At 63.2% G+C, this 23,471-nt stretch carries 22 protein-coding genes and 1 riboswitch; of the genes, 13 read left to right on the top strand and 9 right to left on the bottom strand.

What is annotated here, in order from left to right; all coding sequences use genetic code 11:
• The first annotated feature begins 29 nt into the window (after nucleotides 1–29).
• From NKI19_RS03800 to serA, 4 genes are all read left to right on the top strand, one after another.
• Nucleotides 30–857, top strand: coding sequence for an outer membrane protein (locus NKI19_RS03800; RefSeq protein WP_292664753.1), 828 nt, complete (start codon nucleotides 30–32; stop codon nucleotides 855–857).
• A gap of 233 nt (nucleotides 858–1,090) precedes the next feature.
• The gene (locus tag NKI19_RS03795) at nucleotides 1,091–1,840 is read left to right on the top strand and encodes an outer membrane protein (protein ID WP_352489266.1); all 750 of its coding nucleotides are present in this window, start codon (nucleotides 1,091–1,093) and stop codon (nucleotides 1,838–1,840) included.
• Between the two features lie 189 nt (nucleotides 1,841–2,029).
• Nucleotides 2,030–3,205 carry a phosphoserine transaminase gene (locus tag NKI19_RS03790; RefSeq protein ID WP_352489267.1) on the top strand — a complete coding sequence of 392 codons (1,176 nt, stop codon included), beginning with the start codon at nucleotides 2,030–2,032 and terminating at the stop codon, nucleotides 3,203–3,205.
• A gap of 68 nt (nucleotides 3,206–3,273) precedes the next feature.
• Nucleotides 3,274–4,875 carry a phosphoglycerate dehydrogenase gene (gene serA / locus NKI19_RS03785; RefSeq protein ID WP_352489268.1) on the top strand — a complete coding sequence of 534 codons (1,602 nt, stop codon included), beginning with the start codon at nucleotides 3,274–3,276 and terminating at the stop codon, nucleotides 4,873–4,875.
• Nucleotides 4,876–4,960: 85 nt separating this feature from the next.
• Here the strand turns inward: serA and NKI19_RS03780 are convergent, their stop codons facing one another.
• Nucleotides 4,961–5,863: a DMT family transporter gene (locus tag NKI19_RS03780; protein WP_352564650.1), complete on the bottom strand. Its 903-nt coding sequence runs from the start codon at nucleotides 5,861–5,863 to the stop codon at nucleotides 4,961–4,963.
• Between the two features lie 313 nt (nucleotides 5,864–6,176).
• Here NKI19_RS03780 and NKI19_RS03775 point away from each other — a divergent pair, with 313 nt between their 5' ends.
• Both NKI19_RS03775 and NKI19_RS03770 read left to right on the top strand, forming a co-directional pair.
• Nucleotides 6,177–7,475, top strand: a complete 1,299-nt coding sequence (locus NKI19_RS03775; protein ID WP_023680654.1) for an adenylosuccinate synthase — start codon at nucleotides 6,177–6,179, stop codon at nucleotides 7,473–7,475.
• A gap of 73 nt (nucleotides 7,476–7,548) precedes the next feature.
• Nucleotides 7,549–9,234, top strand: coding sequence for a hypothetical protein (locus tag NKI19_RS03770; RefSeq protein WP_352951085.1), 1,686 nt, complete (start codon nucleotides 7,549–7,551; stop codon nucleotides 9,232–9,234).
• A gap of 31 nt (nucleotides 9,235–9,265) precedes the next feature.
• On the opposite strand, the gene NKI19_RS03765 is transcribed toward NKI19_RS03770, so the two are convergent.
• The 4 genes from NKI19_RS03765 to NKI19_RS03750 all read right to left on the bottom strand — a co-directional run bounded on the left by NKI19_RS03765 (nucleotide 9,266) and on the right by NKI19_RS03750 (nucleotide 12,350).
• Nucleotides 9,266–9,565 carry a CcdB family protein gene (locus NKI19_RS03765; protein ID WP_352489271.1) on the bottom strand — a complete coding sequence of 100 codons (300 nt, stop codon included), beginning with the start codon at nucleotides 9,563–9,565 and terminating at the stop codon, nucleotides 9,266–9,268.
• Nucleotides 9,565–9,807 (bottom strand): type II toxin-antitoxin system CcdA family antitoxin, encoded by a 243-nt coding sequence (locus tag NKI19_RS03760; RefSeq protein ID WP_254816484.1) that lies wholly within the window; start codon nucleotides 9,805–9,807, stop codon nucleotides 9,565–9,567. The genes NKI19_RS03765 and NKI19_RS03760 overlap by 1 nt, the downstream gene beginning before the upstream one ends.
• Nucleotides 9,808–9,883: 76 nt before the next feature.
• Complete coding sequence (locus NKI19_RS03755; RefSeq protein ID WP_352564646.1) at nucleotides 9,884–11,704, bottom strand: ABC-F family ATP-binding cassette domain-containing protein; 1,821 nt, start codon at nucleotides 11,702–11,704, stop codon at nucleotides 9,884–9,886.
• A 1-nt stretch (nucleotide 11,705) separates the two neighbouring features.
• Nucleotides 11,706–12,350 carry a thiamine diphosphokinase gene (locus tag NKI19_RS03750; RefSeq protein ID WP_352564645.1) on the bottom strand — a complete coding sequence of 215 codons (645 nt, stop codon included), beginning with the start codon at nucleotides 12,348–12,350 and terminating at the stop codon, nucleotides 11,706–11,708.
• Between the two features lie 118 nt (nucleotides 12,351–12,468).
• A riboswitch (TPP riboswitch) is annotated at nucleotides 12,469–12,583 on the top strand.
• A 43-nt stretch (nucleotides 12,584–12,626) separates the two neighbouring features.
• Here NKI19_RS03750 and thiB point away from each other — a divergent pair.
• From thiB to NKI19_RS03730, 4 genes are all read left to right on the top strand, one after another.
• Nucleotides 12,627–13,640 (top strand): thiamine ABC transporter substrate binding subunit, encoded by a 1,014-nt coding sequence (thiB, locus tag NKI19_RS03745; RefSeq protein ID WP_352564643.1) that lies wholly within the window; start codon nucleotides 12,627–12,629, stop codon nucleotides 13,638–13,640.
• Between the two features lie 257 nt (nucleotides 13,641–13,897).
• Nucleotides 13,898–15,499 (top strand): thiamine/thiamine pyrophosphate ABC transporter permease, encoded by a 1,602-nt coding sequence (thiP, locus tag NKI19_RS03740; RefSeq protein ID WP_502899228.1) that lies wholly within the window; start codon nucleotides 13,898–13,900, stop codon nucleotides 15,497–15,499.
• Nucleotides 15,496–16,287: a thiamine ABC transporter ATP-binding protein gene (thiQ, locus tag NKI19_RS03735; protein WP_352489276.1), complete on the top strand. Its 792-nt coding sequence runs from the start codon at nucleotides 15,496–15,498 to the stop codon at nucleotides 16,285–16,287. The genes thiP and thiQ overlap by 4 nt, the downstream gene beginning before the upstream one ends.
• A 241-nt stretch (nucleotides 16,288–16,528) precedes the next feature.
• Complete coding sequence (locus NKI19_RS03730) at nucleotides 16,529–17,998, top strand: M48 family metalloprotease (RefSeq protein ID WP_352489277.1); 1,470 nt, start codon at nucleotides 16,529–16,531, stop codon at nucleotides 17,996–17,998.
• Nucleotides 17,999–18,011: 13 nt separating this feature from the next.
• Here NKI19_RS03730 and NKI19_RS03725 read toward each other — a convergent pair whose 3' ends face one another.
• Nucleotides 18,012–18,869, bottom strand: coding sequence for an RNA polymerase factor sigma-32 (locus NKI19_RS03725; RefSeq protein ID WP_352489278.1), 858 nt, complete (start codon nucleotides 18,867–18,869; stop codon nucleotides 18,012–18,014).
• Nucleotides 18,870–19,194: 325 nt separating this feature from the next.
• On the opposite strand from NKI19_RS03725, the gene NKI19_RS03720 reads away from it, so the two are divergent.
• From NKI19_RS03720 to NKI19_RS03710, 3 genes are all read left to right on the top strand, one after another.
• Nucleotides 19,195–19,968: an amino acid ABC transporter substrate-binding protein gene (locus tag NKI19_RS03720; RefSeq protein ID WP_352489279.1), complete on the top strand. Its 774-nt coding sequence runs from the start codon at nucleotides 19,195–19,197 to the stop codon at nucleotides 19,966–19,968.
• Between the two features lie 122 nt (nucleotides 19,969–20,090).
• Nucleotides 20,091–20,771 (top strand): ABC transporter permease subunit, encoded by a 681-nt coding sequence (locus tag NKI19_RS03715; protein WP_352489280.1) that lies wholly within the window; start codon nucleotides 20,091–20,093, stop codon nucleotides 20,769–20,771.
• Entirely contained in the window at nucleotides 20,768–21,541 is a 774-nt protein-coding gene (locus NKI19_RS03710) for an amino acid ABC transporter ATP-binding protein (protein ID WP_352489281.1), read from the top strand. Before NKI19_RS03715 ends, NKI19_RS03710 begins: the two co-directional genes overlap by 4 nt.
• A 95-nt stretch (nucleotides 21,542–21,636) precedes the next feature.
• On the opposite strand, the gene NKI19_RS03705 is transcribed toward NKI19_RS03710, so the two are convergent.
• The 3 genes from NKI19_RS03705 to NKI19_RS03695 all read right to left on the bottom strand — a co-directional run bounded on the left by NKI19_RS03705 (nucleotide 21,637) and on the right by NKI19_RS03695 (nucleotide 23,460).
• Nucleotides 21,637–22,218, bottom strand: a complete 582-nt coding sequence (locus tag NKI19_RS03705; protein ID WP_006327799.1) for a CarD family transcriptional regulator — start codon at nucleotides 22,216–22,218, stop codon at nucleotides 21,637–21,639.
• Nucleotides 22,219–22,586: 368 nt separating this feature from the next.
• Complete coding sequence (gene fdxA / locus NKI19_RS03700) at nucleotides 22,587–22,925, bottom strand: ferredoxin FdxA (protein WP_292664799.1); 339 nt, start codon at nucleotides 22,923–22,925, stop codon at nucleotides 22,587–22,589.
• 148 nt (nucleotides 22,926–23,073) lie between these two features.
• Entirely contained in the window at nucleotides 23,074–23,460 is a 387-nt protein-coding gene (locus NKI19_RS03695) for an RNA-binding S4 domain-containing protein (protein ID WP_352564641.1), read from the bottom strand.
• Nucleotides 23,461–23,471: the final 11 nt, after the last annotated feature.

Raw genomic sequence — 23,471 nt, 5'->3', positions numbered from 1 at the left:
CCGTTCGAGGGTTCTCAGGGGTGATAAGCATGTTCAACACAGCAAGAATGGCTCTCCTGGCCGCGCTGTTTGCCGGCGCCGGGCCGGCATTCGCCGCCGATTTCGTCGAGCCGCCCGTCGTCGAGGAGGCGCCGCCACCGGTTGCCTACGAGCAGCCGGCCGACTTTGGCGGCTGGTATATCCGCGGCGACATCGACTATCACTGGTCGAAGTTTCGCGGCGCCGACTACATCACCTACGGACCGCCTCCCGGGACAGGTACTTTTGACAGCGGCAAGCTGAAGAGTGCCTTCTCGGCCGGTGCCGGCGTCGGCTATCAAATCGACCGGCACTTCCGCACCGACTTGACCGCGGACTGGATGAGCAAATCCACTTTCCGCGGCTCGACCAGCGGCATCTGCCTCGATGGAGATCCCTGTACTTCGGTCGATACCTCGTCCTATACGGCGCTGCTGCTGCTCGCCAACGCCTATGTCGATATCGGCACATGGCACGGTATCACGCCCTATGTCGGTGCCGGCATCGGCGGCGCCTGGGTTAAGTGGGATACACTCCACAACAGTGATGAAGACGGTGAATTCTTCCACCATGGCGGCAAGGGCTGGCGTTTTGCCTATGCTGCCATGGTAGGTGCATCCTACTGTTTGACCGATCGCGTCAAGCTCGACGTCGGCTACCGCTACAGCCATATAAACGGTGGGAAGATGTTCGACTTCGGCAGCGGCGTCGGCCCCGGCTATGACGACGGCATCAATGTTCATGAGGTGCGCGGCGGCCTGCGCTACCAGTTCGGCAGATCGGACTGCGTCGAACCGGAACCCTATGTTCCGGAACCGGAGCCGGTCTACACGAAGTAGTCGCTTCGAAATCGAGGATTTTGTCGACCGCCCGGCTGATGCCGGGCGGTTTCGTTTGGCTGCCTAAAGATGCTGCGTTGCTCTGTAACGCTGTCCAGCTCGAGGAGCGAAAACGGATCAATCAATTGCTAACGCCTTGTTATCCTTAACCCGCACTTAACCACTATGGTTAACAATGCTGTCTGAAACGGCGCGCGCGATCGCGAATGCGCCAAGTTCGGGAGCCGAGGACCATGACATCCAAATCGCCTGTAGCACTGGCGCTTGCAGCAGTCGTCCTGATGCCGCTGACGCCGGCGCTTGGCGCCGATTACGAACCGCCGGTCTATGTCGACCAGGCGCCCGACTATGTACCGGTCGAGGTTGGCTCGGGATGGTATCTGCGCGGCGATGTCTCCTATCTGGTGCAGAAGAGCTTCAAGGATGAGCATTTCACCTTCACGCCCGCGAGCTTCGACGAAAAGGAAGATCCCATCTTCGCCAGCATTGGCTTCGGCTACCATTTCAACGACTATCTGCGCGCCGATCTCAATGTCGGCTATCTTCCCGGCAACAAGATCGACGTCGGCTATAACGACGGAACGACCGTGGCATCGGCGACCCTGAAGAACTATGCCTTCTCAGGCATACTCAATGGCTATGTCGACCTTGGCACCTATGTCGGAATCACACCTTATCTCGGCGCTGGTGTCGGTGTCGTTCAGAGCAAGCGTCGCCTCTCGGCGAGCTACTTCACCGACAACGCCAACCCCGCCGACGATTTCGTCCTGCGTGACGACAAGACCCAATATTCCTTCGCCTACACGCTGAATGCCGGCCTTGCCTACCAGGTGTCCAAGAACGTCTCAGTCGATCTGGGCTATCAGTATTTTTCCGCGCCAGACGCCGAATATGTGACTGCCGAGAGCCTGACTTCTTTTCCGATCCGCAAAGGAATCAACAATCATCAAGTCAAAGTCGGACTACGCTACGATCTCTGGTAGGCCCGATCGAAGTCGAGGCGTGGACAATGGCGGGTCGTAGGCCCGCCGTTTGCATTTTCGCCCCGGGCGCTGGCAATATCCCGACAGCGACAAAAACTTTCCCCTTGACGCCGAAAGCCTGAACGCATATCGCCGTCCGTGGGCCACCCCTCCCCAACGAGGGGCCACTATCTGGAAGGATAGACCACGATGACCACGCATACGAAGCCCGGATTCCGTCCGGCAAATCCCAATTTTTCCTCAGGTCCCTGTGCAAAACGCCCCGGCTGGTCGGTCGAGGCGCTCAAAAATGCCGCGCTCGGGCGCTCGCACCGCGCCAAGATCGGCAAGACCAAGCTCGAGCAAGCGATCGAGCTGACCCGGGAAATTCTCCAGGTTCCGGCGGACTACCGCATCGGCATCGTGCCGGCCTCGGATACCGGCGCGGTCGAAATGGCGCTGTGGTCGCTGCTCGGCGAACGCGGCGTCGACATGGTCGCCTGGGAGAGCTTCGGCTCCGGCTGGGTCACCGATGTGGTCAAGCAGCTGAGGCTCGCCGATGTGCGCAGGTTAGAGGCGGACTACGGCGTACTGCCCGACCTGACCAAAATCGACTTCGACCGCGACGTGGTCTTCACCTGGAACGGCACGACGTCGGGCGTACGCGTGCCGAACGGCGATTTCATCCCGGCCGCCCGCAAGGGCCTGACCATCTGCGACGCCACTTCGGCGGCCTTTGCGCAAAAGCTCGATTTTCAGAAACTCGACGTCGTCACCTTCTCCTGGCAGAAGGTCTTGGGCGGTGAGGGCGCGCACGGCATGCTGATCCTCGGCCCACGCGCCGTCGAACGGCTGGAAAGCTACAAGCCGGCCTGGCCACTGCCGAAGATCTTCCGTCTCACCTCGGGCGGCAAGCTGATCGAAGGCATCTTCAAGGGCGAGACCATCAACACGCCGTCGATGCTGTGCGTCGAGGACTATCTCGACGCGCTGCGTTGGGCGAAGTCGATCGGCGGCCTCGACGCGCTGGTCACCAGAGCGGATGCCAATGCCGCTGTTCTCGATCGCTTTGTCGGGAAATCTTCCTGGCTCGGCCATCTTGCCGTCGACCCGGCGACGCGTTCGAACACATCGGTCTGCCTTTCCTTCACCGACCGGCAAGTCGCGGCACTCGACGCCGACGGACAGGCTGCGTTCGCCAAGGCAATTGTCTCGGCGCTCGACAAGGAAGGCGTCGCCTATGACATCGGCGCCTACCGCGATGCACCGCCCGGGCTGCGCATCTGGTGCGGCGCGACAGTCGAGACCTCCGATCTCGAAGCGCTGCTGCCCTGGCTCGACTGGGCCTTTGCCGCGCAAAAGGCGTCGCTGAAGGCAGCCGCCTGAGTTTTCCTGTGGCGGCTCTCGGGCCGCCCACCCCCAAACGGATCAAATCCTAATTGAAGGAGGCCGCCATGGCGCCCCGCGTTCTCGTCTCAGACAAACTTTCCACCACCGCCGTGCAGATATTCAGGGATCGCGGCATCGAGGTCGACTATTTGCCGGATATCGGCAAGGACAAGGAAAAACTGCTCGAAGTGATCGGCCAGTATGATGGGCTGGCCATCCGCTCGGCGACAAAGGTCACGGAGAAGCTGATCAACGCCGCGACCAGGCTGAAGGTCGTGGGCCGCGCCGGCATCGGCGTCGACAATGTCGACATACCGGCGGCGAGCCGCAAGGGCATCATCGTGATGAACACGCCCTTCGGCAATTCGATCACCACCGCCGAGCATGCGATCGCCATGATCTTCGCGCTGGCCCGCCAGATACCTGAGGCCAACGCCTCGACCCATGCCGGCAAATGGGAAAAGAACCGCTTCATGGGTGTCGAGATCACCGGCAAGACGCTCGGCATCATCGGCTGCGGCAATATTGGCTCGATCGTGGCCGCGCGCGGCGTCGGCCTGAAGATGCATGTCATCGCCTTCGATCCATTCCTGTCGGACAGCCGCGCCGAGGAGCTCGGCGTCGAAAAGGTCGAGCTCGACGAACTGTTCGCCCGCGCCGATTTCATCACGCTGCACACACCGCTTACCGACAAGACGCGCAACATCATCGACGCCGCGGCGATCGCCAAAATGAAGACCGGTGTGCGCATCATCAATTGCGCGCGTGGCGGGCTGGTCGTCGAGGCCGACCTGATCGCGGCACTGAAAAGCGGCAAGGTGGCAGGCGCCGGCATCGACGTGTTCGAGGTCGAACCGGCGGAGTATAATGAACTGTTCGGCATGGAGAATGTCGTGGCGACGCCGCATCTCGGCGCGTCGACCACCGAAGCGCAGGAGAATGTCGCCCTGCATGTCGCCGAGCAGATGTCCGACTATCTGATCAAGGGCGCCGTTTCCAACGCCATCAACATGCCGTCGATCACCGCCGAAGAGGCGCCGCGGCTGAAACCTTTCGTCAAGCTTGCCGAAGTGCTCGGCGCCTTTGTCGGACAGGTCACCGAGGATCCGATCAAGGAGGTCGAGATACTGTTCGACGGCTCGACCGCGACGATGAACACGCGCGCGCTGATCAGTGCCACCCTTGCCGGGCTGATCCGGCCGCAGGTCTCCGACGTCAATATGGTGTCGGCGCCGATCATGGTGAAGGAGCGCGGCATCATCGTCGCCGAGGTCAAGCGCGACAAGTCGGGCGTGTTCGACGGCTATATCAAGCTGACGGTCAAGACCGAGCACAGGACGCGCTCGATCGCCGGCACCTGCTTCTCGGACGGCAAGCCGCGCTTTATCCAGATCAAGGGCATCAACCTCGACGCCGAGGTCGGTCAGCACATGCTCTACACGACCAATGCCGACGCGCCTGGGATCATCGGTCTGCTCGGCACGGTTTGCGGCGAGAACGGCGTCAACATCGCCAACTTCCAGCTCGGCCGCAACCGGCCGGGTGGCGATGCCATTGCATTGCTCTATCTCGACGCGCCGTTCCCGGAAAACGTATTGGCGCAGGTGCGCTCGCACAAGTCGATCGACTCGGCCAAGCGGCTGCATTTCGACGTCGGCGCGGCCTGAAATTCGGTCGCCCCGTGTGCAGCAGCACGCGGGGCGCTTCCGCGGTCGCTGATGGATTCGCAGGGAAACGTCGCGGCAAACGACTTCATTCAGCAGCAGATGCCGCCATCATCCGTCCGCTGTATTCGGCGAGGCTGATGCCACCGAGCACCAGCGCGAGAGCCAGCGCCTGATAGAGCTGGAATGTCTCACCGACAATCACCACCGACAGCAGCGTACCGAAGATCGGCACCAGATTGATAAACAGGCCGGCCCGGTTGGCGCCGATCAGCTCGTTGCCTCTGATATAGAAGATTTGCGAGATGACCGAAGCACCGATGGCGGTATAGAACGCGACCGCCCAGCCGCGGGCATCGGGGACGATGACCTTGCCGGCGGCAATCTCCCACAGGAAGAAAGGCAGCGATGTGATGAGTGCGGCAACCGATAGCGCCAGCATCAGGCTCTGCCAGCGGATGACCGGCTTCAGCCGCAACCCCACCGAATAAAAGGAGTAGCAAAGCACGGCGACCAGCATGATCGCGTCGCCGAAGTTGAGATCCAGCTTGAGAAGCTGGCGCAGGTCGCCATGGCTCGCCGTCACCGCTACGCCAATGATGGTCAGCACGACGCCGATGACCTGCACGCCATTGACGCGCAGGCGAAACAGCACAAAATTGGCGATGATGATGACGATCGGGATCGCCGCCTGCTCGATCGAGACGTTGATCGCCGTCGTGTAGTTGAGCGCCGTGTAGAAGATCACATTGAAAAAGGCGAAGCCGCAAGCGCCGAGCCCGCCAAGCAGCAACCAGTGCCTACGCACCACCGGCCAGTCCTCATGCAGCGTCCGCCAGCCGATCGGCAGCAGGATCAGAACGGCCAGGACCCAACGCAGGAAGACCAGCGTCATCGGCGAAATGTGGTCGACCGCCAGCTTGCCGGCCACGGAGTTGCCGCCCCACAGCAAGGTGGTGGACAGCAGGAATAGGTAGGCGGCTCGATGCATCGTGAACTCCCGGCCAGGCGGAGAGAAATGCGCGGTCGTTGCGGGCCTATTGCGGCAGCTCGCGCAAGTAAATGATGTCAAAGGCGAAAATTGTTGTGCCTCGGAGCGTTTTCGGCGGCAAAGAATGGTCGCGCTCGCCGGGTCTTGACGCTATAGAGCGACGTGCGTGCAATTGGACGCTACGCGTCGGAAGGCTTTAATCCTCGCGTCGTGCTTTCCCAAATCGATTCCGTTTTTGGGGGCCGATGCGATAGAGGCCTATCGTTTCGAATTGTTTCAAGCTGCTCGTGCGGCGTCTCAAGGGAAAAGAAATATGGCCAATGTGGTGGTCGTCGGCTCGCAATGGGGCGATGAGGGCAAAGGCAAGATCGTAGACTGGCTGTCGGAGCGCGCCGATGTTGTCGTGCGCTTCCAGGGCGGCCACAATGCCGGCCACACGCTGGTCGTCGACGGCAAGGTCTACAAGCTGTCGCTGCTGCCGTCCGGCGTGGTGCGGCAAGGCAAGCTGTCCATCATCGGCAATGGCGTCGTCTTCGATCCGCACGCTTTCGTCGCGGAGGTTGCGAAATTGAAAGCGCAGGGCGTGGAGGTGACGCCGGACCGCCTGAAAATAGCCGAAAACACCGCGCTTATCCTGTCCTTGCACCGAGAGCTGGACGGATTCCGCGAGGACGCCGCTTCCAATTCCGGAACGAAGATCGGCACGACCCGTCGCGGCATCGGTCCCGCCTATGAAGACAAGGTGGGCCGGCGTGCGGTCAGGGTGATGGATTTGGCGGATTTGGAAACGCTGCCCTTAAAGGTCGACAGGCTGCTGACGCACCACAATGCGCTGCGCCGTGGGCTCGGCCATGCCGAGGTCACGCATGAGGCGATCATGAGCGAGCTGATTTCGGTCGCCGACGAGATCCTGCCCTATATGGACCGCGTCTGGAAAATCCTCGACGACAAGCGCCGCGCCGGCGAGCGCATCCTGTTCGAGGGCGCGCAAGGCACGCTGCTCGATATTGACCACGGCACCTACCCATTCGTCACCTCGTCCAATACGGTTGCCGGTCAGGCCGCCGCCGGGTCGGGTGTCGGCCCGGGCGCCATCGGCTATGTGCTCGGCATCACCAAGGCCTATACGACGCGTGTTGGCGAAGGCCCGTTTCCGACCGAGCAGAAGAACGAGATCGGCGAGTTCCTGGGCACGCGCGGCCATGAATTCGGCGTCGTCACCGGCCGTAAGCGCCGCTGCGGCTGGTTCGACGCCGTGCTGGTCCGCCAGGCCGTCGCCGTCAACGGCATCAAGGGCATTGCGCTGACCAAGCTCGATGTGCTCGATGGGCTGGACGAGATCAAGGTCTGTACCGGCTACCGCCTCGACGGCGAGGCGATCGATTACCTGCCGGCCAGCCAAGGCGCGCAGGCGCGCGTCGAACCGGTTTACGAGACGCTGGAAGGGTGGAAAGGCACCACCGCCGGCGCGCGCAGCTGGAACGACCTGCCGGCCCAGGCGGTAAAGTACGTCCGCTACATCGAAGAGCTGATCGGCGCGCCGGTCGCACTCCTTTCCACCAGCCCTGAACGGGACGACACGATACTTGTGACCGATCCGTTTCAAGACTAGTTTCTCAGCCTTTCCGGGCATTGCGGCTGATTTGCGGGGGCCGGCCCAGAAACAAATGCAGGTCGACTGACGTATGGTAGATTTTGTTCCCATTCTGAAAAAGGCGCTCGATAAACTCGGTGAGCCGTCGGCGGAAGTGCGCGCCAGGGTCTATGACAAGGCCCGTTCGTCAATCGCGAAACAACTCGCAGAGAAGGCCACGATGACGCCTTCCGATGTCGACCGGCAGATGCGTGTGCTGGAAGACGCCATCGCCAAAGTCGAGCGGGACTTCGCCAAGCCTGCGCCGCCACCCGACCCGCTGGCGGAACTGGAGGACATCTTCTCCTCCATCGACCGCAACAAGAACCAGTCCAGCCATGTCCGGCAGCCGGCAAAGACCGAGCCGGCAAGGATTGAGCCGGCAAAGACGGAGCCAGCAAAGGCTGGGCCAGCCTGGCAGCCTACGCCCGCCAAGGCGGCGCCGAACTGGCAAAAGCCGCAGCCCGTCGCTCTTTCTCAGGTGCGCGCTGGTCCGCCGCCGCCCAATATGGATATTCCGACGGCCGAGGACCAAGACGGCGTTTTTCGGGGCGACGACTTTTCCAACGACGGCAGCCCCGCGGAGGACAGGTTCCAGCGGCTCCATCCCGCCGAGCGCAGGCGCAGCTATGGCGGCGTGATCGCCGCCGCCATTGCCTTGCTGGTCATTGCCGGTGGCGGCTATGGCATCTGGCTGAACAAGGATGCGTTCGGCAGCATGCTCGGCCTCGACGAGACCAAAGCCGTCGCCACCGAACCGCTGGTAAAACCAGCTCCGGCCAAGCCGGTGGCCGATGCGGCCGTACCGGCCGCCGCGCCTCCGACGGAGGCCGGCGAAGGCGCGAAGTTCACGCAGCGCCTGACGCCCGAGGGCCACGAAGTCGATCCTGGCCCCGCGGCCGGGCAGGCGGGCATCGGCGAAGGCGAATCCGTCGCCGCACTGACCACGCCGCCGTCGGCCGCCCAAGCGCCGACCACCCCGGCACCCGCCGCGCCGGCACCGGCCGCACCTGCCGATGCGCAAGCCACGGCCAATGCTCCAGCGGTCGATGGGGCCGCTGCACCAACTCCCGCAACGCCGCCCGCCAACGGGGCGGCAGCGCCGGCCGATGCCGCAGCAGCGGCCGCCCCGCCGCCCGCACCGGCAGCGGCACCAACGGCAGTTCCGCCGCAGGCCACGTTGGCCGTCGGCCAGAAGGCGATCTTCTACGAGGAGCGCACCAGCACCGCTCAAGGCTCGGCCGAGCCCGGCAACATCGTCTGGTCACTGGTGCAGGAATCGCCCGGCGGCGACTTGCCACCCGAGCCGGCTATCCGCGCCGAAGCGACTATTCCTGGCAAGGATATCCAGTTGCGCATGACGATCCGTCGCAACACCGACCAGACGCTGCCGGCAAGCCACATTATCGAGATGATCTTCCTGACGCCTGACGGCTTCGAGGGCGGCGGTGTCGACAACATCCTGCGTGTCGCCATGAAGGGCTCCGAGCAGGATGCCGGCAGCCCGCTGATCGGCATCCCGGCCAAGATCGCCGACGGTTTCTTCCTGGTTGCGCTCAACGACACCAAGGCGGATGAAGACGCCAATCTGACCTTGCTCAGAGGCCAGGACTGGATCGACGTGCCGGTCGTCTACAAGACCGGGCGGCGGGCGCTGCTCACCATGGAAAAGGGCATTCCCGGCGAGAAGGTGTTCGACGAGGCGCTGAAGGCCTGGCAGACAAAGACGGCGGGGTGAGGCCGGCTCGCCAGCCCAACGCCTCCTTGGCTCAGAAGCCTTGGAACAGCATGTCGAGCGCGCTCACGATCTCGTCGTGATGCCTCGTCAGAGTCAGTCGGCTCTCGCCCAGTTCCGTCGCCGCAACGGTGGCGATCAAATGGGTGGCCATGACCAATTTCCGACCATTGATCTCGAAGATGGGATGCAGCCTTCGCATTGGTGATGGCGCCATCGCAACTGGCAGAAGCGGGACGACCACCCGGGTCTTGAAATGGTCGAGCAGATCGGCCTGGACGTCGAGTAGATAGCCGCCTTCGATGCTACCCGCGAAGACGTCGTAGCGCGCCATCAGAATTGCCGATGTTCTGCCAGCGGAATACCGTGTTTTTCGACATATTCGTTCCACGCATCTATCGTCGCGCGGTTCTCAAGCTTCCACAGCCGCGTCTTTTCGGCGGCCACTGCCTCTGCGATGCCGGCTTCAGCGGCGCGCGAGACATTCACATCGAGCCCCTTGGCTTCCTTCATGAGCTTTGAGTCGATAGACAGATTTGCCGGCTGACGGACCGCATTCACAGCTATCTTGCGCATGATCACCTCCACAGCATGCGCATAATATATGCGCATTTCTGTCTAGTCGCAATGACAAGGTGCTCGAACTCGCGAATTACCCCTCCATCTCTTCCCTTAGCATCTCGAGTTCCAGCCATTGCTCCTCGAGCGCTGCCAGTGTGACGCGCTCCTTGTCGAGCGCGGCAATCGTCTTCTGGAACGAGGCCGGGTCGCGCTCGTAATAGGCCGGATCGGCGATGTTGTTCTCCAGCCGCGAGATCGAGGCCGACACCGCTTCGATCTTTTTGGGTAAGGTTTCCAGCGCGAATTTCTGCTTGAACGACAGTTTCTTGGCCGGGCCCTTGGGAGCGGCCGCGTTGGTCCTGCTTGCAGCCATCGCCTCGCTGGTCTCTACCTTCGGCCGCGCCTTGCGGTCATCCAGCCTGGTGCCGCCGCGCTGCGCCAGCATGTCGGAATAGCCGCCGGCATATTCGATCCAGCGGCCGTCACCATCCGGCGCAATAATGCTGGTCACGGTGCGGTCGAGGAAATCGCGATCGTGGCTGACCAGGATCACCGTGCCGGCAAAGCCGGCGACCAGTTCCTGCAGCAGTTCCAGCGTCTCCATGTCGAGGTCGTTGGTCGGCTCGTCGAGCACAAGCAGGTTTGCCGGCCGTGCCAAAACGCGGGCGAGAATCAGCCGGGCCCGCTCGCCGCCCGAAAGCTCGCGCACCGGCGTGCGCGCCTGTTCCGGCTTGAACAGGAAGTCCTTCATGTAAGAGACGACGTGGCGCTGCTCGCCATTGATGACGAGGTTCTCGCCGCGACCGTCGGTGAGATACTGCGCCAGTGTCTCCTGCGGATCGACGGCCTCGCGCTTCTGGTCGAGCGTGGCGATCTCCAGATTGGTTCCGAGCCGCACCGTACCTGCGTCCGGCTTCAATTCGCCGGTCAGCATCTTCAACAGCGTCGTCTTGCCGGCGCCGTTCGGCCCGACCAGGCCGACGCGATCGCCGCGCTGGATGCGGGTCGAGAATCCCTTGACCACAGTCAGATCGCCAAAGCTCTTCTCGATGTTCTTGGCTTCGATCACCAGCTTGCCGGATTCGGCGGCGTCGCTGGCTGTCATCGTCGCCGCACCCTCGGCGCCGCGATGACCACGAAAGCGCTGGCGCATGGTCTGCAACTCACCGAGCCGGCGCATGTTGCGCTTGCGCCGTGCTGTCACGCCATAGCGCAGCCAGTGCTCCTCGCGCACGATCTGGCGACCGAGCTTGTGCTGCTCGCGCTCTTCCTCCTCCAGCACCGTGTCGCGCCATTCCTCGAAAAAGGCAAAGCCCTTGTCGAGACGGCGGGTCTGGCCGCGGTCGAGCCAGATTGTGGCGCGCGACACGCGCTCGAGAAAACGACGGTCATGCGAGATGACGACCAGTGCCGAGGAGGTGCGGGCAAGCTCCTCCTCCAGCCATTCGATAACCGAAAGGTCAAGATGATTGGTCGGCTCATCGAGGAGGAGAATGTCGGGCTCCGGCGCCATGACGCGGGCGAGGGCGGCGCGCCGCGCCTCGCCGCCGGAGAGGTCGTTCGGCCGCTCCTCGCCGGTCAGGCCGAGATGCTCCATCAGATAGGTGGCGCGGTAGGGATCGTCGGCGGGTCCGAGCCCTGCCTCGACATAGGCGCGGACGGTCGCAAAGCCGTCCATGTCGGGAATTTGCGGCAAGTAGCGCACGGTCGCCGAAGGCTGGCGGAAGACTTCGCCGTCCTGCGGTTCGATCAGCCCGGCGGCAATCTTGAGGAGCGTCGACTTGCCAGAGCCGTTGCGGCCGACCAGGGCGATCTTGTCGCCAGCTGAGGCCGTCAGGGCGGCACCGTCTAGCAGCGGCGTGCCGCCGAAGGTCAGCTTTATCCCGTCGAGATTGAGAAGTGGCGGCGCCATGTCAGCTTTCGGGTAGGGGAAAAGGATGCGCGAGCAGCAGCGCGCGGCCGCTGGCCAGCGCGATTTCCAGCCGGCCCCTGACCTCGTTGGAAATGGTCAGCGACGAGCCGAACGCGACCTCGACATGGTCGAGCGGCCATTTGGCACCGGTGACGCTCAGGCCGGCGAGATCGGAGAAGCCGAGCACCGAAAACAGCGTGCCGTCGGCATAGTCGAAGTCAGTCTTTCCCGGCAGCAAGGGAATGCCTTCCTGCGCGCCGCTGGTCAAAAGCACTTCCGTCCCGCCTTCCGCCAGCCGGACGCTCAGCGCCAGATGCAGGAAGATGTGGTCGGTGCGTTTGCCGCCGAAGGCGCCTGCGAGCACAAGGCTGGTCGCACCGCATTCGAGTGCGGCGGCGATAGCGAGTTCACCGTCGGTCTTGTCTTTTTCGGCGGGAAACACCTGCCGTGGCACGGCGGCCAGATCCTCCGGCAAATCGGCAGGCACCGAATCGAAATCGCCGATCCAGAGTTCCGGCCTGAGGCCCAGCATGCGCGCATGGCCGATGCCGGCATCCGCGGCGATGACGCGCGAGCCTTCGACCTGGCGGTCGAGCAGCGGCGTGCGGATGAGATCGCCGCCAAGCAGGATGGTGAATTTGCTCATATCTCGTGGCCCTTACCAGCCCTGCCCCGGAAACGGAAGATGAAACGGCAGAAGGCTGGGCTTTGGATGTCCGGCAAACTTCCGCTTGCGCAGCACTTCGGCCGGGCCTATGTGTCGCAACGCTCTAACGGGGTGCCGGACGCGATTTTCGCGGACCGGCTGAGAGGCAAGACTGCCAACCCGCTGAACCTGATCCGGTTTGTACCGGCGGAGGGATTAGACGTTTCGGACAGCCCGACGCCTCAATTCCTTTCAACGCGAACGAAGGAGGCGCCGATGCGCGGTTTTTTTCACTCTGTTGTCTCGATTATCCTGCTTGCGGCATCCGCGCTCGCCCTGCCAGGGCAGGCATCGGCACAGGATAAGCTGACCGTCTATACCTATGAAAGCTTCACCGCCGATTGGGGTCCGGGACCCGCTGTGAAGAAGGCCTTCGAGGCCGAATGCAGCTGCGTCGTTGAATTCGTCTCGGTCGCCGACGGCGTAGCGCTGCTCAATCGTGTGAAGCTGGAAGGCGCCGCGACCAAGGCCGATATCGTGCTTGGCCTCGATACCAATTTGACCGCCGACGCCAAGGCAACCGGCCTGTTTTCGCCACACGGCGCCGTGTCGGGCGTCAGCGTCCCGGGAGCCTGGAGCGACGATATTTTCGTGCCGTTCGACTATGGCTATTTCGCCGTCGTCTACGATACCGAAAAACTGAAGAGCCCGCCGAAAAGCCTCAGGGAATTGGTCGAGGGCGATGCCGGCGACAAGATCGTCATCCAGGATCCGCGCACCTCGACGCCGGGCCTTGGCCTGCTGTTGTGGGTCAAGTCGGTCTATGGCGACAAGGCGCCCGAAGCCTGGGCCAAGCTCAAGGCGAAGGTGCTGACGGTGACGCCAGGCTGGAGCGAGGCCTACGGCCTGTTCACCAAGGGCGAGGCGCCGATGGTGCTGTCCTACACCACCTCGCCGGCCTACCACATGGTCGCCGAAAACACCGAGCGCTACCAGGCAGCGTCCTTCGAGGAGGGCGAATATCTGCAGATCGAGGTTGCGGGGATCACCACCAAGGGCGCGAAGAACCCGCTGGCGGAAAAGTTCATTGCCTTCATGACCGGACCGAAATTCCAGGATGTCATTCCCGAAACCAACTGGATGTTCCCGGCCGGCAAGACCGACAAGCCGCTCAATCCGGCGTTCGACAAGCTTGTCAAACCGACCAAGACCTTGCTGTTCAGCCCGGAGGAAGTCGCGGCCAACCGCAAGGCCTGGGTCGATGAGTGGCTTGCGGCGATGAGCAAGTAGTCGTGGCGAGCTGATCAAGGTGGTCACTCTACGGCGCCCCCCTCTGTCCTGCCGGACATCTCCCCCACGAGGGGGGAGATTGGCAGCTTCGGCGTCTCGCTCAGTCCTGCAACGTTGGAAATTGGCTAAGGCCGAAGTGACAGCCGATCTCCCCCCTCGTGGGGGAGATGTCCGGCAGGACAGAGGGGGGCGCGAAGGAACGCTGTCCTCGCTAAGAATCTCGAATCGGGCGGTGTAGCGTGCAACGCGCGTCATCAGTGGACTCCCGCGTCACTGCCGGCATCGTCGCGCTCGCAGCCATCGCGCTGCTGATCGGCGGGGCGTTCGCAGGTCTCATCCTGCAAGCCACACGCGACCCGTCCGGCGCCGGCGCCGCTTTCGATTCCTATCTCTTGCGCGTCGCCCGTTTCACGCTCTGGCAGGCTCTGCTTTCGACGCTGCTCTCCGTCGCGCCGGCGCTGTTCGTCGCGCGTGCCCTGTCGCGGCATCCACAGTTTTTCGGGCGAGGCTTTATCCTGCAGCTTTTCGCCCTGCCGCTGGCGCTGCCGGCCATTGTTGCCGCACTCGGTGTCCTGGCGCTCTACGGCCGTGCCGGGTATTTTGCCGCCACGCTGGGCGCGCTAGGCGGCCAGAGCTGGCCCGGCATCTACGGCCTGTCGGGCATCCTCGTTGCCCATGTCTTCTTCAACCTGCCGCTGGCAACGCGGCTGTTCCTGGAAGCATTGCAGACCGTGCCGGCCAACCAATGGCGGCTGGCGAGCCAGCTTGGCATGGGCGCTGCGCCGGCCTTTCGGCTGATCGAATGGCCGCCGCTGCGTGCGGCCCTGCCGGGCATCGCCGGGCTCGTTTTCATGCTGTGCATCACCTCTTTCACCATCGTGCTTACGCTCGGCGGCGGACCCAGCGCGACGACGCTGGAGGTTGCCATCTACCAGGCGCTGCGTTTCGACTTCGACCCGGCGCGGGCGGTGACGCTGACCTTGTTGCAAATTGCGCTGACCTTCGTGGTCGTGCTGGCACTGACACGGCTCGGCGCCAATGTGACCGGCGACGCCAATCTGCCGGTGGCGCCGCGCCGGTATTTTTCAGCCGGTGCGGCCGAGACCGTGCTGAACGCGCTGGTGATCGGGCTGGCATTGCTGTTTGTCGCCGGGCCGATGGCGGCGACGCTGGCAGCCGGGCTTGGCGCCGATCTCGGTCGACTGGCCGGCGAGAGCGCGGTGCGGCAAGCGACGGCGACCAGTGCTGGACTCTCCCTCTTGTCGGCGCTGCTCTCTGTGGCATTGTCGCTGTCGCTGGTCATGGCGCGCCGGGCGCTGGCGCTCACCCGGCGGACAGGCCGGCGGACACTGCTCGAACATCTGGCCGACACCGGTGCGGGGTTCGTCCTGGTGGTGCCGCCCATTGTCATCGGCGCCGGCTGGTTCCTGCTCCTGCGCACCGTCAGCGATGTCTTTGCGATCGCCCCTGTCATGGTGGTTGCGGTCAATGCGGTGATGGCGATGCCGTTCGCCATCCGCGCCATCCGCCCTGCCTATGACGCGGCGAGCGAACGCCACGAACGGCTCTGTGCACAGCTTGGTATCTCGGGCTGGAACCGGTTGCGGCTGGTCGACTGGCCGTCGCTGCGGCGGCCGCTCGCCACCGGCTTCGCTTTCGCCATGGCGCTGTCGCTAGGCGATCTCGGCGTCATTGCGCTGTTCGGCAGCGATTCCGTGCAGACCTTACCCTATCTGCTGCTGGCGCGCATGGGCAGTTACCGCACCGAGGATGCGGCCGGGCTGGCGCTGCTGCTCGGCCTTGTCTGCCTGGCGCTGGTGCTGACCGCGGACTGGCTGGGAAAGAGGGAGAAGTCATGATGCCGATCAGCCCGGAACGGTCGATTTCGGTGGAAAAAGGCGCGGCGGTGCGGCTCGACAATGTCTCGTTCAGCTATGGTGAAACGCCGCTTATGTTCGATGTCGATTTCCCGCCGTCGGAGATCACCGCCATTATGGGGCCGAGCGGTTCGGGAAAGTCGACGCTGCTCAATCTGGTGGCCGGTTTCGAGGCGCCGCGGTCGGGCCGCGTGCTGATCGGCGGCGCCGATGTCAGCACTGCGCCGCCTTCAGCGCGGCCGGTATCAATGGTGTTCCAGGAAAACAACCTGTTTGCCCATCTGTCCGTCGGGCAGAATGTCGGGCTAGGCCGCTCGCCTTCGCTCAGACTGAGCGAGGCTGATCGCGCCGCAATCGCCGCAGCGCTGAAGCGCGTCGGCCTTGCCGGCAAGGAAAGCCGGCTGCCGCGCGAACTCTCCGGCGGCGAGCGGCAGCGCGTCGCGCTCGCCCGGGTCCTGGTGCGCGACCGGCCGGTACTGTTGCTCGACGAGCCGTTCGCTTCGCTCGGACCGGCACTGCGTGACGACATGCTCGACCTGGTGGCCGACGTCCATTCGGAGCAGCGAATGACGGTTCTATTCGTCACGCACCAGCCGGACGATGCGCGCCGTATCGGCCAAAACATGGTTTTCCTGGATGGTGGCACGGTTGCCGCGACGGGCACCGCCGCCGATTTTTTCGTCGGGGCTGGACCGGAGGCATTCCGACGCTATATCGGCTCGGGTCCGTTTGCGGCTGGATCACGAGATGTTGCCCGGAAGCGGACATAATTTATGGTCAAACCGGCGGAAGGCGAAGCGGCGCTTGCTTGCCATGGTCGAGGTAGTGTGGCTAGGTCCCCAGGAACTGGTCCGGCCTAGACCGTGATTTGCCCTTGCTGCCTCGTATCTGTCGGACGCCGTAGCACTTGATTTTGCGCGTGATGCTTTCCGGAAATCGCGCCCGATTTTCGCGTCACGTCCCAGGACTTGAAAGGAAGCCGATCTGCCGACCGGCATCGACAATCGGAAGGTGAAACCGCTGGCGCGCTTTCTGGCGCTGGCCGGTCTTGTCGTGGCGCTGGCAAGCTGCCAGATGTTCACGCCTCCCGACGTGCAGGAATCGGGCTTCCAGCCCTCCGACAAGCCGATCACGGTCGACAATGTCGCCGCCAACAGCAAGCTCGCCCAACTGGCGAAGGCGCAGCACCCGCGCATCCTTGCCACCTATGGCGGTGAGTATTCCGACCCCAAGCTCGAGCGCATGGTGGCCAAGATCGTCGGCAGACTGACCGTGGTGTCGGCCAACCCGACCCAGACCTACCGCATCACCATCCTCAACTCGCCCAACGTCAATGCCTTCGCGCTGCCGGGCGGCTATCTCTACATCACCCGCGGCCTGCTGGCGCTGGCCAATGATTCGGCCGAGCTTGCCGCCGTCATTGCGCATGAGATGGGCCACGTTACGGCCAACCACGGCCTGCAGCGCCAGCAGCTGGAAGCCGAAGAGGGGTTGGCGACCAAGGTCGTTTCCGATGTGCTCGGCGACAACCCGACAGCCAAGGCGGCGCTGATCCGCGGCAAGCTGAGGCTGGCCCAGTTCTCGCGCAATCAGGAGCTGGAGGCCGATGCCATCGGCATCAAGTCGATCGGCGAAGCCGGTTTCGACCCCTATGCCGCCGGCCGCTTCCTGCAGTCGATGTCGGCCTATACCGATTTCCGTTCGATCAGCGGCGCCACCGACGCCAGCCTCGACTTCCTGGCGACGCATCCCAACACGCCGCAGCGCATCGATCTCGCGCAGCGCCACGCCCGCCAGTTCGGCGCGCCCGGTGTTGGGTCGCGCGACCGCGATTCATTTCTTGCCGGCGTAGACGGGCTGCTTTACGGCGACACGCCGGAGGAAGGCTATGTGCGCGGTGAAACCTTCCTGCATCCTGGCCTCGGCGTGTCGTTCTCGGTGCCTAACGGCTTCATCATCGACAATTCGGCGGCGGCGGTGACGGCGACAGGCCCGGGCGACATGGCAATCCGCTTTGACGGCGTGTCGATCGACAAGGACCGCTCGCTGACCGACTACATCCGCAGCGGCTGGGTCGCCGGCCTCGACGACAGCAGCGTTCGCCAGGAAACGATCAACGGCAACGAAGCGGCAACCGCGCATGCCAGCGCCGATGGCTGGCAATTCGACATTGCGGTGATCCGCGCCGGCGGCCAGGTCTACCGCTTGCTGACCGCTGCACCGTCGGCCAGCACCTCGTTGAGCACGGTGGCGCGCTCGGTCAGCGGCTCGTTCCGCATCCTGAGTGCTGCCGAGAAGGCAGCGCTGAAGCCGCTGCGTATCCGCATCGTCACGGTGCAGCCCGGCCAGACGATGGGCTCGCTGGCCGCACAGATGGTCGGCGTCGACCGCAAGCTGGATTTGTTCAGGGTACTGAACGCGCTGTCGCCAGGTGCCGCGGTTTCAGCCGGCGACAAGGTCAAGATCGTCACCGACAAATAGCAGCCGACGCGATTCAGGCTGCGAGAAATTCCGGATTCTGCTTCACCAGCGCCGCCTTGAGTTTTTCCATGGCGCGCGCCTCGATCTGGCGGACACGCTCCTTGGAGATGCCGAGCGTTTCGCCGAGCGCTTCGAGCGTCGCGCCTTCGTCGCTCAGCCGGCGCTCCTCGATAATCCTGAGCTCGCGCGCATTGAGCGCGCCGAGTGCCGTCCTCAGCCACACCGAGCGGCGTTCGACATCGATCGTGTCGCCGACGACTTCATCGGGCAGTGGGTCATCCGAAACCAGGAACTCCATCCGCTCGGTCGCGCCCGCGTCGTCGGCAAGCGGCGTATTGAGCGAACTGTCGGGTGCCGAAAGGCGGGAATCCATCATCGCCACATCGGCCTCGGAAACTCCGAGAGCCGCCGACACTTCGCGGTAGAGCGTGGCATTCGACGTCTGTTCGGCGCCGTTTGCCAGGCGGGCGCGCAGACGCCGCAGGTTGAAGAACAGCGCCTTTTGCGCCGAGCTGGTGCCGCCGCGCACGATCGACCAGTTGCGCAGGATGTAGTCCTGCATCGAGGCCCGGATCCACCAGGTCGCATAGGTCGAGAACCGCACCTCGCGCTCGGGCTCGAAACGGGCCGCTGCCTCCAGCAGCCCGACATGGCCTTCCTGGATCAGGTCGCCCAGCGGAAGGCCGTAGTGGCGAAACCGCGACGCCATGGAAATCACCAGCCGCATATGCGCGACGGTGATGCGGTGCAGCGCGTGCTGGTCATTGTTTTCCTTCCAGCGCAGCGCCAGGAGATGCTCTTCGTCACGTTCCAGATAAGGGGCTTTCATCGCCGCGCGAACCATGGTCCGTCCTGCACTGTCTTCCATCATGCCGCGCTCCTGCTTCAGGCGTTGCGGTGCGATCGAATCGTGAGTTGGCGCCGATGGTTGAAATGGCGGCGCCGCGCCCTACAACAGCGAAGAACGTGCCATGCGGGGGAATGTTCCCCCGGACTGTCATGTCGATTGCGCTGTTCCAGGCAATTCGCCACCGGCCTTGACTCGGCCGGGAGGCGCCGGGAGATGCTGGTTGAGAATGGGATTTCAAGGGCGCGAGATTTTTGAAATTTAGTTTCTTATTCTGGCATCGCGCATCTGTCATTTTCCGGCACTAGCAATGACGCCGGACATCGGCCAAGGACGGGATCACAGAAAAATGAAATGGCTCAAATCGCTCATTATCGCCGGAACGCTGCAGGTTCTGGCCATCGCCGCCGGTCATGCCGGCGCCAATCTCGACCAGATCAAGCAGTCCGGCGTCTTCAAGGTCGGCACGGAAGGAACCTATGCGCCCTTCACCTATCATGATGCTTCCGGCGCGCTGGTCGGCTTCGACGTCGAGATCGCGCGGGCCATCGCCGAGCGCCTCGGCGTCAAAACCCAGTTCCTCGAAGGCAAATGGGACGGGCTGATCGCCGGTCTCGACGCCAACCGTTACGATGCCGTGATCAACGAGGTCGGCATCACCGAGGCGCGCAAGGCCAAATACGACTTTTCGGATCCCTACATCGCCTCCAAGGCAGTGCTGATCGTGCGTGGCGACAACACCGATATCAAGAGCTTCGCCGACCTCAAGGGCAAGAAGGCGGCGCAGTCGCTGACTTCGAATTTCGGCAAGCTGGCTGAAACCAACGGCGCCGAACTCGTCGGCACCGACGGCTTCGACCAGTCGATCCAGCTGCTTCTCACCGGCCGCGCCGACGCCACCATCAACGACAGCCTGTCCTTCCTCGACTTCAAGAAGCACAAGCCAGACGCCAATGTGAAGATTGCCGCGCAGGAAGAAAACGCCGACTATTCCGGCGTCATCGTGCGCAAGGGCGATCCGGAACTGGTGGCCGCCATCAATAAGGCGCTGGCCGACATCAAGGCCGACGGCACCTACCAGAAAATCGCCGACACCTATTTCGGCCAGGACGTTTCGAAGTAAAACGGCTTTCTCGTGTGGGTCGAACGCCGGCCCGCGTCGTTCATATCGCGGCGAGCTGTCTTTTGACGGCCCGCCGCTTTCGCGTGATATGAGCGACGGCAATCTGGCAAGGAGGAGCCTTCGTGCCGCACTGGCTGCAATTGATGCTGGAATCTCTGCCCACGCTGCTGTGGGCGGCACTGATCTTCACGGTGCCGTTGACGCTGCTGTCGTTTGCATTCGGTCTTGTCCTCGGCCTGGTCGTGGCGCTTGTCCGGCTGTTCGGTCCCAAACCGCTGGTCGCCGTGGTCCGCTTCTACGTCTGGATCTTTCGCGGCACGCCGCTTCTCGTGCAACTGTTTCTTATCTTCTATGGCCTGCCATCGGCCGGCATCCTGCTCGACGCCTTTCCGGCAGCACTGATCGGCTTCACCTTGAACATCGGCGCCTATTCGTCGGAAATCATCCGCGCCGTCATCGGTTCGGTGCCCAAGGGCCAGTGGGAAGCGGCCTATTCGATCGGCATGACCTGGGCCCAGGCAATGCGGCGCACCATTCTTCCACAGGCGGGGCGCGTCGCCGTGCCGCCGCTGTCCAACACCTTCATCTCGCTGGTCAAGGACACTTCGCTCGCCGCCGCCATCACTGTGCCGGAGATGTTCCAGGCAGCGCAGCGCATCGTCGCCACCACCTATGAGCCGCTGATCCTCTATGTCGAGGCAGCAGCCCTCTATCTGGTCATGAGCTCCGTGCTGTCGGCCTTGCAGGCGCGGCTGGAAACGCGGCTCAACCGTTATGGCGGCTTCCTGGAGGCGCGCGCATGATCGGCCTCACCAACATCGAAAAGCGATTCGGCGACAATTTGGTGCTGAAGGGTGTGACCGTCACCATCGAGGAAGGCAGCGTCACGGCGCTCGTCGGACCCTCGGGCGGCGGGAAAAGCACGCTTTTGCGCTGCATCAACCTGCTCGAGCTGCCGACTTCAGGCACGGTGCGGATCGGCGACGATGCACTCGAATTCCACCCCGGCGGCAGGGTCTCGACCAGGGATATCCAGCGGCTGCGGCTGCAGACCGGCATGGTGTTCCAGAATTTCCAGTTGTTTCCGCATCGCACTGCGATCGAGAACATCATGGAGGGGCTGGTGACGGTGCTGAAATGGCCCAAGGGCAGGGCGCGCGAACGGGCGCTGGCCCTGCTCGAAAAGGTAGGCATGGCGCACAAGGCCGATGCCTGGCCGGCGACGCTGTCAGGTGGCCAGCAGCAGCGCGTGGCGATTGCCCGGGCGCTGGCGCCTTCGCCGAAAGTCCTGCTCTGCGACGAGCCGACCTCGGCACTCGATCCGGAACTGGCGCAGGAGGTGGTCGACGTGCTCGGCAAGCTCGCCAGCGAGGGCACGACCATGGTGATGGCGACGCATGATCTGCGGCTCGCCTCGAAGATCGCGCGGGAAGTGGTGTTCCTCGATGCCGGCAACATCGTCGAACAAGGCCCAGCTGCGGTGCTGTTCAGCAACCCGGAACGCCAGCGGACCAAGCGGTTCATCGCCACGCTGAAGCACGAGGCGGAAAGGGAGGGCGGCGGCGAAGGTTAGATATGCCCGTCGCCAGCCAGCCAAAACAAAAAGTCAGCCAAAACAAAAAACCCGGCGCGAGGCCGGGTCTTTCTGAATTCGAAGGCGAGAAAAAATCAGGCAGCTTCTTCCTGCTCGGCTTCCTCGTTGTCGGCCTTGGCGCCGCGCTTCGGGCCCTTGTTGAGGTTCACCTCGATGAGGCGCACCGCTTCGGTCTCCGACATGCGGTTGACGGCCGCAATCTCGCGGGCCATGCGGTCAAGCGCCGCCTCGTAGAGCTGGCGTTCGGAATAGGACTGCTCCGGCTGGTTGTCGGCGCGGTAAAGGTCGCGCACCACTTCCGAGATCGAGATCAGATCGCCGGAGTTGATCTTGGCATCATATTCCTGGGCGCGGCGCGACCACATGGTGCGCTTGACGCGGGCGCGGCCCTGCACGACCTTCAGCGCGCGCTCGACATAATCCTCTTCCGACAGCTTGCGCATGCCGATCGAGGTCGCCTTGGCGACCGGCACCTTGAGGCGCATCTTGTCCTTCTGGAAGTCGATGACGAACAGCTCCAGCTTGTGGCCCGCGACTTCCTGCTCATCGATCGAGACGATCTGGCCGACACCATGCGCCGGATAGACGATGTACTCGCCGGTCTTGAAACCGTGGCGCGCTGCGGTGGACTTCTTCTGCGGGGTGATCGTTGCCATTACGCCCTGAACTCCTTGTTGTGGTACCGGCATCGTGCCGGCCCGAACTCGTGCGACCGGGGTGACCGGTCCTTAGCCACACAACGATGAACTCACCGGAAAGGCCAGGACCGGCAAATCGCAACATTGCGACCGCCTGCCCCAGATCGCTCTGGTCCGGATTGAGAAATTCACCTTTCAGTGATTTGGGGCGTTTGCGCCATAAATCGACGTTGTGTCACCGGCATGTTTGGCTCATGTAACACAAAAAGTCGGAAGAATCAAGGTTTTGCTGCACGCGCGAAGGCCATGCGCCGTCGCCGCCTGTCAAGGCAGTTAATGTATCACGTCTGTTACGCGGCGTCAGGCCGCCGCAGCCGGCAGGCTCGTCAATCGCCTTCGCCGGGCTCCGGGGAGAAATATTTCTCGAACTTGCCAGTTTCGCCATCGAAGTTCTTGGCGTCGGCCGGCGGCTCCTTCTTGGCGGTGATGTTGGGCCACTTCTCGGCATATTCGGTGTTGATCTGCAGCCATTTGTCGAGGCCCGACTCGGTGTCGGGCTTGATCGCGTCGGCCGGGCATTCCGGTTCGCAGACGCCGCAATCGATGCACTCGTCCGGGTGGATGACGAGCATGTTCTCACCTTCGTAGAAGCAGTCGACCGGACAGACCTCAATGCAGTCCATGTATTTGCATTTTATGCAATTGTCGGTCACGACGTAGGTCATTGGTCGGCTCCGGGACGTCCCATTTTGTTGGGCTTTTTTGGTGAGGTAACGCCTTTGTCCGCTGGTGGCAAGGGCGGCCCTTGCCGGCGGTGGCGCGGTTTCCGGAATGGAATTCCAGAGGGCCGGCAAAGCGGACGTTCGAGTTTGCTCAATCGTCGCCGAGCAGGTGGTCGGTCTGGCGGCGTTCTTTCTTCGTCGGGCGGCCGCTGCCGGCCTCGCGCAACGGCGGCACCGCATCGGGAAGCGCCTCGCCCTTGGGCACCGGGGGCGGCGACATATCCTCGTAGAGCAGGCGGGCTTCTTCGGCCGGGCCACGCCGTACGCCGGTGCCAAGGACTTTCCAGACGAAGATCCGCCGCTCCAGCGTGATGGTCAAAACGTCGCCCGGCCGGACCGTATCGGAGGCCTGCGCTGCTTTGTCGCGATTGATGCGGACGCGTCCGGCGACCACCAGCTTGGCTGCCAGGGTGCGCGATTTTACCGCGCGCGAGAAGAACAGCCACTTGTCGATGCGCTGGCGGGCATCAGTGACCATCGGACGAGCAG

Source organism: Mesorhizobium sp. M0751 (assembly GCF_040320265.1).
Lineage (GTDB): Bacteria > Pseudomonadota > Alphaproteobacteria > Rhizobiales > Rhizobiaceae > Mesorhizobium.
This window is presented reverse-complemented; position numbering and strand designations above follow the sequence as displayed.

Bases quoted from the DNA above. Each gene is read 5' to 3' on its own strand.
- NKI19_RS03800 (WP_292664753.1), top strand. From the start codon at position 30: ATGTTCAACACAGCAAGAATGGCTCTCCTGGCCGCGCTGTTTGCCGGC.
- NKI19_RS03795 (WP_352489266.1), top strand. From the start codon at position 1,091: ATGACATCCAAATCGCCTGTAGCACTGGCGCTTGCAGCAGTCGTCCTG.
- NKI19_RS03790 (WP_352489267.1), top strand. From the start codon at position 2,030: ATGACCACGCATACGAAGCCCGGATTCCGTCCGGCAAATCCCAATTTT.
- serA (WP_352489268.1), top strand. From the start codon at position 3,274: ATGGCGCCCCGCGTTCTCGTCTCAGACAAACTTTCCACCACCGCCGTG.
- NKI19_RS03780 (WP_352564650.1), bottom strand. From the start codon at position 5,863: ATGCATCGAGCCGCCTACCTATTCCTGCTGTCCACCACCTTGCTGTGG.
- NKI19_RS03775 (WP_023680654.1), top strand. From the start codon at position 6,177: ATGGCCAATGTGGTGGTCGTCGGCTCGCAATGGGGCGATGAGGGCAAA.
- NKI19_RS03770 (WP_352951085.1), top strand. From the start codon at position 7,549: ATGGTAGATTTTGTTCCCATTCTGAAAAAGGCGCTCGATAAACTCGGT.
- NKI19_RS03765 (WP_352489271.1), bottom strand. From the start codon at position 9,565: ATGGCGCGCTACGACGTCTTCGCGGGTAGCATCGAAGGCGGCTATCTA.
- NKI19_RS03760 (WP_254816484.1), bottom strand. From the start codon at position 9,807: ATGCGCAAGATAGCTGTGAATGCGGTCCGTCAGCCGGCAAATCTGTCT.
- NKI19_RS03755 (WP_352564646.1), bottom strand. From the start codon at position 11,704: ATGGCGCCGCCACTTCTCAATCTCGACGGGATAAAGCTGACCTTCGGC.
- NKI19_RS03750 (WP_352564645.1), bottom strand. From the start codon at position 12,350: ATGAGCAAATTCACCATCCTGCTTGGCGGCGATCTCATCCGCACGCCG.
- thiB (WP_352564643.1), top strand. From the start codon at position 12,627: ATGCGCGGTTTTTTTCACTCTGTTGTCTCGATTATCCTGCTTGCGGCA.
- thiQ (WP_352489276.1), top strand. From the start codon at position 15,496: ATGATGCCGATCAGCCCGGAACGGTCGATTTCGGTGGAAAAAGGCGCG.
- NKI19_RS03725 (WP_352489278.1), bottom strand. From the start codon at position 18,869: ATGATGGAAGACAGTGCAGGACGGACCATGGTTCGCGCGGCGATGAAA.
- NKI19_RS03720 (WP_352489279.1), top strand. From the start codon at position 19,195: ATGAAATGGCTCAAATCGCTCATTATCGCCGGAACGCTGCAGGTTCTG.
- NKI19_RS03710 (WP_352489281.1), top strand. From the start codon at position 20,768: ATGATCGGCCTCACCAACATCGAAAAGCGATTCGGCGACAATTTGGTG.
- NKI19_RS03705 (WP_006327799.1), bottom strand. From the start codon at position 22,218: ATGGCAACGATCACCCCGCAGAAGAAGTCCACCGCAGCGCGCCACGGT.
- fdxA (WP_292664799.1), bottom strand. From the start codon at position 22,925: ATGACCTACGTCGTGACCGACAATTGCATAAAATGCAAATACATGGAC.
- NKI19_RS03695 (WP_352564641.1), bottom strand. From the start codon at position 23,460: ATGGTCACTGATGCCCGCCAGCGCATCGACAAGTGGCTGTTCTTCTCG.